Genomic DNA, 12,533 nt, shown 5'->3' on the forward strand with positions numbered 1-12,533 from the left:
GCTTTAAGCCGTGACCAGTTTAAGCCGCAGCGAGTTGTTGTTGATATCCCTTGAGTAATTGCTGCCAATTATTCTCTGTAAAAGCCAGCTTTGGCAGTTTGGTTTTTTCTTTATCAAAAGAGCGTTTAAGCCTTGAAATATTAGCTTGTTGCCAATGGCTATTGGCTTTGCGAAGTTCACCTCGGTCAAAATCAATCAAATAAAATTGCTCACCTGTTAACAGGATATTTTTGGCATTGAGATCGGCATGGTAAACCCCACGCTGGTGGAACTTTGCAATGGTTACTCCAAGAGAAAACCATAATGCATCATTCATTGGGTGTGCGCTTAATATGGCAACTAAATCTTGAGCGCCCGCAATTCGCTCAATAATGATATCTGCTCGATACCAAATACCAAAACGCTGTATTTGTGCGGCAATCGGCTTAGGTACAGCAAAACCTTCATTGTATAATTGCTCTAGTAGCCCTAACTCTGCAATGGCACGGGTATTGTGTAAACCCGTGTATAAATAAGCGTCTTTGGACAGTTTTTCGGCCAAACCACCTCGCCAATAATGGCGAAGCACCCATTGTTGTTCAACTTGTTCGGGTTGAACAAACCAAGTGGTGTAGCGCCCTTTAGACTGGCCAGTAATAGCATTATTTTGTTGCCAAGGTGCTGCGGAAAAGTCAGCAGCTTGCAAGTGCTCTGCTGAGTCTGTACACCAAGCAAACGCGTATTTATGTGATTGTTTAATTTGCATCTAATTAGCCAGCAAGCTGCAGTGATTGATGGATCGAAATGGTATTATACCTTAAGATTTGCATCTTGCGTTTATCATCAGCCTTAGCGCTGTCACTTCATTACTTGGAAGCTCATGGCAACAGAATTTAGCAACATCAAATCGTTATGCCTATTACGCTTATCTGCGATTGGTGACGTATGCCATGCCGTAGCGATGGTGCAAGCCATACAGCGGCAATATCCACAATTAGCCATTACTTGGGTAATAGGTAAGGTTGAGTATCAATTGGTGCAGCATATCGCAGGCGTGAACTTCGTCATTTTCGATAAGTCTCGTGGTTGGCAAAGTTATGTAGATTTGAAACGTAACCTTGGTAAACAGCAGTTTGATGTCTTACTGCATATGCAAGTTGCCTTAAGGGCGACAATTGCTTCATTAATGATTAAAGCCAAAGAACGTATAGGATTTGATAAAGCTAGAGCGAAAGAAGGCCAGTGGTTGGTGACCAATAGGCAAATACAGCCACAGCACGAGCCTCACGTTTTAGATGGGTTCATGGGCTTTGCTACAGCATTGGGCGTAAAAGATATAACGCCGAGATGGACAATCCCAGTGCCGGAGGCTGATGCAGAATTTGTTTCTAGTATATTATCGGCGGGTGAAAAGGTGTTCGTCATTTGCCCAGCTGCGAGCAAACAAGAACGTAACTGGCTACCAGAGCGCTACGCAGACGTCGCCCAGCATGCCTGTAATCAAGGGTTTAGAGTGCTGTTATGTGGTGGCCCAAGTGATGCTGAGATACAGCTTGCGGCCAATATTCAACAGTTCTGTGAAGCGAAAATAGAAAATTGGGTAGGAAAAACCTCTTTAACCCAATTGCTTAGCGTTTTAAAACAGGCGACAATTGTATTGGCTCCTGATACTGGACCTGCTCACATGGCCGTGACACAAAGTACTCCAGTCATCGGTCTTTATGCTCACTCAAACCCAGGTCGAACTGGGCCTTATTGTAGTCAGCAGTATGTAGTAAGCGTGTATCATCAGGCTATTGCTGAACAAGTGCAGGGTGAAGTGCCCTGGGGGAAGCGTGCCAAAGGTGCCCATTTAATGTCATATATTCAGACCGATGTTGTCATACAGCAATTTGATGAAGTTGTGAGTATCGTTGCAGGTAAAAACTTGAGTACAAGCGCAAACTAAAAGGAGTTAGTGAATATGGCCTCGGCCCCAATGAGAGTGCTATTTGCACCGGTATCTTCTGCTGAGGGTATAGGTGAGTGCATGCGTTCTGCAATTATTGCCGATGCTATTCAAGCCTGTTGGCCAGATGCCGATATTCGTTTTTTGCTCAATAAGGCTGCACCATTTGCGCAAACTTGCGCTTATCAAACCCATTTATTAGATGAAACGCCCACTAAGTGTACTAAAGCCGTCAATCAGTTTGTGACTGATTTTAAGCCCCATATCATGGTGTTTGATGCTTCTGGCCGCGCATCTCAACTTGCCCACGCTAAAAAGACCGGTGCTAAGGTCATATTCTTAAGTCAACATAAACGTAAACGCAGCCGCGGTATGAAATTGAATCGGGCCCGACACACGGATTTTCATGGTGTAGTACAACCTGATTTTGTGATTGGGGATATTTCCGCTTTTGATAAGTTCAAACTGAATATGTTGCATTTGCCAAAGCCGGTGAATTTAGGCCCGATTTTCAGTCAACCGCAAACTCAAGCACAGAAAATGCTGTTAGCTGAGCTTGGGTTAGCATCACAGAAGTATATTCTATTTAATGCTGGCTCTGGTGGGCATTATGTTGATGGGAAATTAGCAGCAGACACGTATTATCAAGCAGCACAGAAGTGTACCGAGTTGATTAACCTCCCTTGTGTAGTGGTGTTTGGTGTTAATTACCCTAAACCATTACCCGAAAATGATAAGGTAATGGTACTTAATAATTTACCGAATAGTGGTTTTATTAATCTACTTGATGCAAGCCAGTTTGCTGTCATTAGTGGAGGTGATACCATGTTACAAGCTATTGCCTTGAAAAAACCTATTATTGCAACACCCGTTTCAAAAGATCAGCCTACTCGCATAGATATTTGTTTCAAGCAGAAGCTTATAAAAAGTTGCCAAACTGATAGCGATAGTATTGTTAAACAAATTTTGGAGTTGGTTGAATCTAGGGAATGTGAACTTTTGAAGAAGAATCTTCAAAGCATAAAACAGTATTGTGCTCTAGATCGTTTAATCACAGAAGTTGAGTCGTTGATTGATATTTAGAGGGTGAAGAGGCTCGTCTAGAATGGTAGTAAGCAACCATTCTAGACGAGGAAGTTGAGCTACAACCACTTTCGACCGATTGTTGGTTTTCCTAACAGATGAAGCAAAAATTCAGGGACATTGCTCTTACGTTTTAAGTTTTTGATAAATAAATTCCATGCATCAAGCTTTAATTGTTTTTGCTGCTGCGCTGAAAAACTTTGCCCATACATTTCAATATAATCGTGGATGTAACGAATTTCACGACTTGGACATTTAATACGATAACCTCGACCTGCATAATGAATAAAGCTCGCTTCTTTGTAACCTTCGAAGCCTAAAAATTCCATGCGGTTGAATTCTTTATCTACACAGACATTAGGAATGTCATGTTTCTGAATAGTGTAATTAATATAAGTTTGGTCATAAAACTTAACGTTATTGCATACCAGTTGCATTCCTTCTAGAGATGCTTTTTCAAATAGTTTGCAATTTTTTGATACTAAGAACATACCGAAATTATAATAGCTTTGTTTGCCGTTGATTTCATTCCAGTTTGTTATAGGCCCAAGTGCTTCATTTATTTGACTAATTGCCAATGTTCTATCTAGGTGTCGGCCTTCATCAAACATATAGACGGTTTCTAAATCTTGATATTCTTCAAATATATCTTTTGCCCAAGGTGTTACAAGTATGTCAGCATCAAGGTAAAGCACTCTATCGTAAAGCTTTAATAACTCAGCAGTATAAAGCTTTTCAGGCCAAGCAGGACTGGCAGAGTATTTAGGGTTTTCAATGTTGATTTTGTAGTGAAGCTCTTCTGAAATAATTAGGTCTGCTCCAACCTTATCAGCATATTGTTGAAATGTTTTTAATGCCGCTTTATACATTGGGTTATCACCAATGGCTAGAGTGAAGATGGCTTTTTTCATCTTATAACCTTTTGTGGTTTAATTTTTATGTTTCACTTATAAATTGAGTATCTATATGGGTCTAACCAAGTTAAGATTTTCTAAGCTGTTTGTTTTGATGTTAATAGCTTAGCGATTTTAGCTCCAGCTTGGGGAATGTCGATGAGCGACATATTCTTTCCCGTTAACTTTCCTACTGGAGGAGTAAAATGTAGCCGTTTATCGGCATCAGACATTGTTTGCCACTTTACTTCTGAACCTGAACGTCTTCCATGGTAAAACCCTACCGTTGGAATATTGTGCAGACCAGCAATATGTAGTGATCCAGTAGAACCTGCTATAAACAAGTCAGCTGCCACTATCGATTTGGAAAAATCTGCTAGATCTGAAATAGAGGGAGCAAGACTAACTTTCACATTGTTGTCGGTAACCATAGCTTGTACCTCTTCCGCAATGACCTCTTCCCCACGACCGAATGTAAGCATAAAACGTACATTATTATTTGTATTTTTATTAATGCTTGTAATTAGCTCTGCAAACTGGGATGAAGATAGTGTATGTGAAGAGCCGCCAGAAGCTACGTGCACGAAGACAAGTTTTTGTTCTGATGACTCAGCGCCATAAAATAGACGCCAACGTGCACGCTCATTGCTAATATCCCAAATTGGTTGAGGTAGCTCAGGAATTGAAATATGGTTGTCAGCTAAAAAATGTTCCACCAATAAACATGCTCTTTTGAAGCCTGGTAAGTTCTTATCTGCAGAAAGGTTGACGCGATTTTTAAACAAGTATTGAACCCAATCAACCGCTGGGGCAATAACGTAGTTAGCTCTTGATTGCTTAGATAATTTGTATGTACGGTAATGAGAGCTTGAAACGATAATCGCATCGTAATTTCTTTGTTGGATAAATTGTGAGATTTCTAATTCAGTGCCTTTATCTTCAATAACGTAGTCTATGTATGGACAAGCTCTTGCCAATGAAGCGACTACAGGGCTCACAAAGACTTCAATACTCGCATCTGGAAGTGCTAATTTTAACATCGCAATAGCGGGCCATTTAGTGACAAAATCACCAATTTTATCTGTTCTGATGTATAAAATTCTTTTCATCTTAATTCATGCTCAAATTAGTTATAACTCCCTTTTGAGGGAAGTTATACAAATAATTAATTATTCATTTCTAGATACTGCTGGTATACCAAATCAACTGAAATGTCAGAGACATAACCTTTGCCTTCAGTAGCATATAACACCTTCGATTGTGGTGTGCTTGGTGGTGCCCAGTAAGGTTTCTTGGTTCGCATCATCGCAAGTAGTGGACGATGTGCGGCAAAAGCAAAATGTAAAATCGCAGTATCTACAGTAATGACAAAATCAGCTTTGGCTATCAATGAGGGGAGTTCAAAGAAATGTTCATTGACTGTAAATACGGCTACACGGATTGAGCTCGCTTGTGCAAATTGGTTGGTCTGCTCTAGCACAGTTTGGTAGTTCTCTTTGGTGACATTGATGATAAAGCGGTTATTTGGTTGCTGCTCAGCAATGTTACTGATCAATTCAAACAGCTGGTCAATATGCCAATCTTTTTTGGTATTGGTTGATAAATGGTTTAAAAATATCAACTTCCCTTCTTTTGAATCGGTAAAAGCACTATCTAACCATTGTGCTGTGATAGGTGTTATCTCATTGGGTATCACCATATTTGGCATGAGCTGGTCTTTATTGAGCTCAATACCAAAAATTCGATTGAAAATGAGGTTGTACCTATCAGTAATATGATGATTTTTATCTAAGTCAGCCTCATTCAATACATAAGTATGATTAGAGTGACGAAACAAAAGTGCATTGAAGATACCAGCAGATGCTGACTTCGGAATACTTGAGACGACTAAGCCATTAGGGCATATCTGTCTTGCCATTTTTGAAAACTGTTTGCTTTTACTGACCGAATGACAAACAACCATGTCGTATTGGCGCGTCTTTGCTTGGTCAACTTGCTTGGACATTGCTTGTGTTGAATCAGTACAACCAAAGGTCTGTGTAAAAGTATCTTCAGCTTGCATCCATTGTTGTAAAATTTTGCTGCGTGATAACCGCCAGCTATCTTGATTACAACGGTTATCATCTAGCCACAGATCCAATTCAATATGTGGATATCTCGCTTTTACCGCAGCTAAGAATGTTTTTAGGTATAAGAAGTCACCTAAAGCGACAGGTGAAACAAATAGCATGCGTTTGCATTGTTGCAGCTGCGAGTGAGAGATTATTGACATATTATTGGGCTTTGCGCTGGATATTTTGCATTGAATAATACATGTTAATGGGTACTATTTAAATTAACCAAATCGAATAAATGCCTTGATGATCACTTTGCTTGGGATTTCTTGGCTTTAAAGGTATGTTATCATCTCGCGATTACAAACTGTTACTCAATGGTCCATCAACAATTAGAGGCTAAGCAACTGTGATTTGTTTTGATGTCTTGCACCCATACTATTTACCTCAATACTTACCCGTCATGGTTGAGTTGCAGTCTCGTGGTGAAAAAGTCCATTTTGTCATTTATCGCAATAGCGCACAGCAAGCTGCACTCGATTTCATTGTTGAACAAAACTGTTTAGAAGTAACTTGGGTTGATGATGAAACTCAAGCCTTATCTATTTATCTTGAACTCAAAGCCAAGTGGGTGATCTTTGGCAACGCATTTCATGAAGCTAAAAAGCTAGTTGGTGTTAGCCGTACCGCATTGATGGAACACGGTATTGGCCCGAAAGCGATTTATTACACCGTTTCAAAGTCTGATATTGAAGTGCGCTTTGTGGAAGGCCAGTATCGTCTGAATCGATTGCAACAGATGTACCCACAGAAAGAGTTTGTTGATACGGGGTACGCTAAACTCGACCCTATCGTTCAGGGTACTGAGCAAGGTCTTGATTTACCCGCGCTTGGGTTATCTGCGGATAAAAAAACCATTCTTTATGCCCCAACATTTTATCCTAGCAGTATTGAAAGCATGGATAAGCAATGGCCAAATGATTTTAGTGATTACAATATCATTTTAAAGCCGCACTACTTTTCGTTAACCAAGCCAAGTTATCGTAAGCAAAAGCAACTACTGGAATACTGGTCAACATTTGACAATGTATACCTTGCGCCAACTGAACATATCAATTTACTGCCATTTATGGCGACGGCGGATGTGTTAGTGAGTGATGCGTCTTCTGCTTTGTTCGAGTTTGCAGCTTTAGATAAACCGGTTGTGTGGTGTGATTTTTATCATTTACGCTGGAGCTATCGCGGTATCTTTAAGTTTCGCTTTAAAAAGCGAATGGATACAGATCTATATCGCTATGCTGATGTGGCAGCTCATGCCGAGAAGCCCAAAGCGCTCAAAGCTGTCATTGAGCATCAATTGGCAGAGCCTGATTCTTTTGCTGCGCAACGACAAAAATATACTGAAGAGTTAGCGGGGATCGTTGATGGGCAATGCAGCCGTCGAATTGTGGATTATTTATTAGCTGAATAGCTAATATCTGCGTGGGCTGGTTGAAACATTCAACATTTAACATAAGAACATAAGAACATAAGCATACTTTGCCCAGTGAACCATTGGGATTTCCTCTATTTCATCAAAGTATATAGAGTCGACTTTTTTGCACGCCAATACAAAGCTAAATCGTTTTTACTAATCAGATTAACGGCAACTGCTGTTTAATTAAAGGCGTCTTGATAGGCTTGTTTTAACGTCTCAACGGGTATTGAATCGAGTGTTTCTAAGAAAGTGATTCTGCCTTTACGCATAGTCGGTGCAATTTTTAGCGCTTCAAAAAACTCAGTTTGGCTGATGTTAAGTTGCTGCGGTGTGCTGTGAATGCCAATGTTATCCATCAGAGTTAGCACTTGTGGTTCAAATGTCGGTAGGTCCAATGCTTGTCGTAAGAAGAAGCAATAGCGCGTTGCCATAGCCACTTGTTCACCGTGTAGTCCTGTTCCCAGCTTTAAATAATCCAAAGCGTGGCTGATGAGGTGTTCTGCCCCTGAACAAGGTCTTGAGTCGCCAGAAAAGCCCATTGCTAATCCAGATAAAATCAGCCCTTCGGCAAGGTGTCCAATAAAGGTAACATTCTCTAACGAAGCATCATTCATCGCTAACACTTCGTTCGCTGCTGACTTAGCAAGTAAAAATGAAAACCCATCAAAAGGTTGCTGAGCTTCACTGTACTGCATATCAAGTAATGCAGAGTAATTGGATAATAAATCACCAACACCGGCTTGAGTCAGCCTTTTAGGCGCATTAATACAAATGCTTGTATCAACAATAATATAGTTAGGGATAGCTGCAGGCAGGCTCTGCTTCAAACCACTATCATCGGTGATCACGGCCACCGGAGATGAAATACAGTCACTGGATAGGGCCGTTGGGATAACTACTAGCTCAAGGCTTCTCATGGTTGCTAATCGCTTACACACATCGAGTACCTTACCGCCACCGAATGCAATGACCACTTCGATTTGGTGTTTGGCACAAATGATATCGGCCATGCTAACGTTTTGCTGGTTAGCGAGTTCAACAATATGCAATGTGCAGTTTTGGTGCGAGGTTAAGTGGCTTAGCATTTGCTCCGCTAAGGGTCTCACACCATCATCAATAGCAAGTAAAACGCGCTTATGGACTACCTGTGTATTGAGGTAATCAGACTGTGACACGGCGCCCGGGAACACATGCAACTGTGCAGGGAATTCTAAATGACGTGTTGTAAGCTTGCCCATGAGGTTTTGCAATTATAAGCCCTGAATTTTCTTAATAAGATCGCTTGTGCTGACTTGTGCGTGATATTGAGTGTATGCCATTTCGATGCCGCGGCTCTCAAGGTACGCTTCAGTACAACGTATTTGTTCAAGGTATGATTGATGTTCCCAATCGTCACCGTGAGCAATCACATTGATATCATATTTTTCAATAATTGGCTTCACGTCAAAACTATTGGTCACTTCAACGCTTGTTACGCAAGACATTGCTGAGAGAATAGCTGCGCGATCTTGTTCAGAATAAATAGGGCGTCGTTTGTATTTCTCAGTCATCTCATCGCCATTGATTAAAATGATTAACTCATCACCAAATTTCGCGGCTTTCTGTAAAAACTCGACATGACCACGATGAAACAGATCGAATACACCGACTACTAATACTTTTTTTGACATGATTTACCAATTACATTGAAAATTAAGGCGACAATCTTAGCGTATTTTTGCTGATAAAGCATTGCGGCCTTGTCTGTAAAACTTAGGCGAAAAAACCTAAAGCTAGATTGTCATTAAATACTTAAAAGCGCGAGCACTGTTGAAGTTGCGCGCGCTTTTACATTGTAAATAAAGTCGCTGACTACTGCCCAATAAAGTGCTGTTTTGCTAACCAGCCAAGGTACTCAGGCACAGCTTGTTCAACAGTCTTGAACGCGTCGGTATAACCTGCTGCTTTAAGTTGAGTGAGATCAGCTTGGGTATAGCTTTGATAAGCACCTTTTAATTTATCTGGGAAAGGAATGTATTCAATCGTGCCTTCACCATGGTAGTTGATCACGGCATTCGCAACGTCTTTGAAGCTCTGTGCTTGACCTGTTCCGCAGTTGAAAATACCTGAAACAGTTGGGTTTTGCCAAAGCCAAATATTCACTTTAACCACATCTTCCACGTACACGAAATCACGCAATTGCATGCCGTTTTCATAGCCATCAACGCCTTCGAACAATCGACAAATTTGATTGTCTTTGATTTGGTTATTGAAATGGAAAGCCACACTCGCCATGCCACCTTTGTGCTGCTCACGTGGACCATACACGTTGAAGTAACGCAGGCCTGCGACTTGGCAGCTGGTGTTTTGTTGGCGTACATATTGGTCAAAAAGGAACTTTGAATAAGCATAAACGTTTAATGGTTTTTCATATTCACGTTGCTCAATAAATTGTTCGCTACCACCGTACACTGAAGCAGAAGAGGCGTAAATGAACTGACACTTTGTACGTTCACAAAAATGCAAAAGCGTTTTGGAGTATTCAAAGTTATTACTCATCATGAACTTACCATCCCACTCTGTGGTAGATGAGCAAGCACCTTGATGGAAAATAACGTCTAGCTTGCCATCGAATTGACCACCTTTAATGGCATCTAAAAACTGATCTTTATCGAGATAATCAGCAATTTCACAATCAGCAAGATTAAACATCTTTGTGCCGTCTGTTAGGTCATCTACAGCAATGATGTCATTGCGACCCATGTCATTAAGTTTTTTTACCAGGTTACTTCCGATAAAACCTGCTGCACCAGTCACTACTATCATGTTTTTGTCCAAATCGTGTGGCAATAAAAATAGATTATTGCATGTTGAAAACAGAATATAGTGATTATCTCACTCATAAGGCAAAGTGTCTAAACCTATGCCAAGAAGTTTTGATGTAAATTGATACCAACAGACTGGGAAGCGAATAAAAGTGCACAAATGAAGTTGTTTTCTAGCAGAATTTGGCATCGACTTGTTTGGGTTCTGCTAACTTTGGGGTCTTGAGTGCTAATAAATTACGTCAAAAGTAACAGCCATCGATAAAATTAGGTACAATTAGTGTTTCATTTTCAGCAAAAGATAGAGCGTTATGAAGGTAACTTTACCCGCATTTGAAAAAGCCAAAGTGTTAGTTGTCGGTGATGTCATGTTAGACAGATACTGGACCGGCCCAACTGGACGAATTTCACCTGAAGCCCCTGTACCTGTGGTGCGTATTAATCAGAATGAAGACCGCCCTGGTGGTGCAGCCAACGTTGCTTTGAATATTGCAACCTTAGGTGGCCAAGTGTCATTAGCGGGTATTGTGGGTGAAGATGAGAATGCAGATGCGCTGACCAACGGTATTCAAGCCTTAGGCGTTGAGCCGCAGTGGCATAAGGTGGCCGATAAACCGACGATCACTAAATTGCGCGTGATGTCTCGTAATCAACAATTGATACGTCTGGATTTTGAAGAACCTTACCCAGAAGCTGAAAGCCAAGCATTAATTGCCCATGCAACCAAATTACTGCCCGATGTCGATGTGGTGATTTTGTCTGATTATGCTAAAGGTGCACTGTCTGATTGTGGTGACTTTATTGCCGATGCGAAAAAGCACGGTGTAAAAGTGTTGGTTGACCCAAAAGGCAGTGATTTCTCCCGCTACCGTGGCGCAACCTTGTTAACGCCAAATATGCTTGAGTTTGAATTAGTCGCGGGCAAGGTAACCAGTGAAGCCGACTTAGTTGAAAAGGCACATAAGTTATTGCAAGAGTTTGATCTGGAAGCCTTGCTAGTCACACGCAGTGAAAAGGGCATGACCTTGATTACTGCAGATCGAGATGAATTACATATTCCGACAGTGGCGCGTGAAGTGCATGATGTAACCGGTGCTGGCGATACTGTCATTTCAGCGCTTGCGACGTCTATCGCTGCTGGTAGTGATCTCGCTGAGGCTTGTGCGATTGCGAACACTGCTGCAGGTATTGTGGTTGCTAAGTTGGGTACATCTACGGTTAGCCGTATTGAGTTGAGCGAAGCCTTGTCACAACACCAAGGTGAAATGGGCTTTGGTGTTGTATCTGAAGATCAGCTTGTCTATGCACTTGAACAAGCAAAACTACGCGGTGAACGTGTAGTCATGACCAATGGTTGTTTTGATATTTTGCATGCCGGTCACGTCAGTTACTTACAAGAAGCACGTGCGCAGGGTGACCGTTTAATTGTTGCAGTAAATGATGACGATTCAGTTAGACGCTTAAAAGGCGAGGGCCGCCCAGTTAACCCTGTTGACCGCCGTATGGCAGTGCTTGCTGGTTTAGGCGCTGTAGATTGGGTGGTGCCATTTACTGAAGATACACCGCAACGTGTCATTGCTAAGTTGTTACCTGACTTATTGGTAAAAGGTGGTGACTACAAAATTGAAGAGATAGCGGGTGGTAAAGAAGTGATTGCTGCTGGTGGCGTGGTTAAAGTGCTGTGTTTTGAAGATGGTATCTCAACCACTAAAATCATCGAAAACATCATGGCTAATAACTAAGCTAGTATTGGTATAAAGGAAATATTGCGCGATGCATAGACGAGCTATTTACCCAGGTACGTTTGATCCAGTGACTAACGGTCATGTGGATCTAATTGAACGTGCTGCAAAATTGTTTAAGCATGTGGTGGTTGCCATTGCCGCTAACCCATCTAAAAAACCTAGGTTTACTTTGGATGAACGTGTGGCGCTACTTACTACGGTTACTCAGCACTTAGATAATGTTGAGGTTGTGGGGTTCAGTGGGCTATTGGTTGATTTTGCTAAAGAGCAAGATGCCAGCGTGCTTGTACGTGGTTTACGTGCTGTATCCGATTTTGAATATGAATTTCAACTTGCCAATATGAATAGAAGATTAAGCCCTGATCTTGAGAGTGTATTTCTCACGCCTGCTGAAGAAAACTCGTTTATCTCATCATCTTTGGTGAAAGAAGTTGCTCTACACGGCGGTGACGTGAGTCAATTCGTTCACCCTGTGGTAGCGGATGCGCTAAATAAATAATTTTCCACAAGGGAATGAGATAACAAAAAAACGAGCTTTAAGCTCGTTTTT

General features: G+C 41.3%; 12 protein-coding genes. 5 read left to right on the plus strand and 7 right to left on the minus strand.

Features of this window, described 5'->3' with window-relative positions; translation table 11 throughout:
* Window positions 1–19: 19 nt before the first annotated feature.
* On the minus strand, window positions 20–745 hold the full coding sequence (locus ACHUGF_RS02385; RefSeq protein WP_394129180.1) for a 3-deoxy-D-manno-octulosonic acid kinase: 726 nt from the start codon (window positions 743–745) through the stop codon (window positions 20–22).
* Window positions 746–859: 114 nt separating this feature from the next.
* Between ACHUGF_RS02385 and ACHUGF_RS02390 the strand changes: the two genes are divergently transcribed.
* Both ACHUGF_RS02390 and ACHUGF_RS02395 read left to right on the plus strand, forming a co-directional pair.
* Window positions 860–1,927: a glycosyltransferase family 9 protein gene (locus ACHUGF_RS02390; RefSeq protein WP_394129181.1), complete on the plus strand. Its 1,068-nt coding sequence runs from the start codon at window positions 860–862 to the stop codon at window positions 1,925–1,927.
* Window positions 1,928–1,942: 15 nt separating this feature from the next.
* Window positions 1,943–3,010 carry a hypothetical protein gene (locus ACHUGF_RS02395; RefSeq protein ID WP_394129182.1) on the plus strand — a complete coding sequence of 356 codons (1,068 nt, stop codon included), beginning with the start codon at window positions 1,943–1,945 and terminating at the stop codon, window positions 3,008–3,010.
* 59 nt (window positions 3,011–3,069) lie between these two features.
* Here ACHUGF_RS02395 and ACHUGF_RS02400 read toward each other — a convergent pair whose 3' ends face one another.
* The 3 genes from ACHUGF_RS02400 to ACHUGF_RS02410 form a co-directional block, all read right to left on the minus strand.
* Window positions 3,070–3,921 (minus strand): glycosyltransferase, encoded by an 852-nt coding sequence (locus tag ACHUGF_RS02400; RefSeq protein ID WP_394129183.1) that lies wholly within the window; start codon window positions 3,919–3,921, stop codon window positions 3,070–3,072.
* Window positions 3,922–4,001: 80 nt separating this feature from the next.
* Entirely contained in the window at window positions 4,002–5,012 is a 1,011-nt protein-coding gene (locus ACHUGF_RS02405; RefSeq protein WP_394129184.1) for a glycosyltransferase family 9 protein, read from the minus strand.
* A 56-nt stretch (window positions 5,013–5,068) separates the two neighbouring features.
* Window positions 5,069–6,175 carry a glycosyltransferase family 9 protein gene (locus ACHUGF_RS02410; protein WP_394129185.1) on the minus strand — a complete coding sequence of 369 codons (1,107 nt, stop codon included), beginning with the start codon at window positions 6,173–6,175 and terminating at the stop codon, window positions 5,069–5,071.
* 191 nt (window positions 6,176–6,366) lie between these two features.
* Here ACHUGF_RS02410 and ACHUGF_RS02415 point away from each other — a divergent pair, with 191 nt between their 5' ends.
* Entirely contained in the window at window positions 6,367–7,428 is a 1,062-nt protein-coding gene (locus ACHUGF_RS02415) for a CDP-glycerol glycerophosphotransferase family protein (protein WP_394129186.1), read from the plus strand.
* A 185-nt stretch (window positions 7,429–7,613) separates the two neighbouring features.
* Here the strand turns inward: ACHUGF_RS02415 and ACHUGF_RS02420 are convergent, their stop codons facing one another.
* The 3 genes from ACHUGF_RS02420 to rfaD all read right to left on the minus strand — a co-directional run bounded on the left by ACHUGF_RS02420 (window position 7,614) and on the right by rfaD (window position 10,239).
* Entirely contained in the window at window positions 7,614–8,672 is a 1,059-nt protein-coding gene (locus ACHUGF_RS02420; protein WP_394129187.1) for an iron-containing alcohol dehydrogenase, read from the minus strand.
* A 12-nt stretch (window positions 8,673–8,684) separates the two neighbouring features.
* Window positions 8,685–9,104, minus strand: coding sequence for an FAD synthase family protein (locus ACHUGF_RS02425; RefSeq protein WP_394129188.1), 420 nt, complete (start codon window positions 9,102–9,104; stop codon window positions 8,685–8,687).
* 181 nt (window positions 9,105–9,285) lie between these two features.
* Window positions 9,286–10,239: an ADP-glyceromanno-heptose 6-epimerase gene (gene rfaD / locus ACHUGF_RS02430; protein ID WP_394129189.1), complete on the minus strand. Its 954-nt coding sequence runs from the start codon at window positions 10,237–10,239 to the stop codon at window positions 9,286–9,288.
* Window positions 10,240–10,549: 310 nt separating this feature from the next.
* On the opposite strand from rfaD, the gene hldE reads away from it, so the two are divergent.
* The gene (gene hldE, locus ACHUGF_RS02435; RefSeq protein WP_394129190.1) at window positions 10,550–11,980 is read left to right on the plus strand and encodes a bifunctional D-glycero-beta-D-manno-heptose-7-phosphate kinase/D-glycero-beta-D-manno-heptose 1-phosphate adenylyltransferase HldE; all 1,431 of its coding nucleotides are present in this window, start codon (window positions 10,550–10,552) and stop codon (window positions 11,978–11,980) included.
* A gap of 31 nt (window positions 11,981–12,011) precedes the next feature.
* Window positions 12,012–12,482 carry a pantetheine-phosphate adenylyltransferase gene (gene coaD, locus ACHUGF_RS02440; RefSeq protein ID WP_394129191.1) on the plus strand — a complete coding sequence of 157 codons (471 nt, stop codon included), beginning with the start codon at window positions 12,012–12,014 and terminating at the stop codon, window positions 12,480–12,482.
* Window positions 12,483–12,533 lie beyond the last annotated feature (51 nt).

The organism is Shewanella maritima, from assembly GCF_043643735.1.
GTDB classification, from domain to species: domain Bacteria; phylum Pseudomonadota; class Gammaproteobacteria; order Enterobacterales; family Shewanellaceae; genus Shewanella; species Shewanella maritima_A.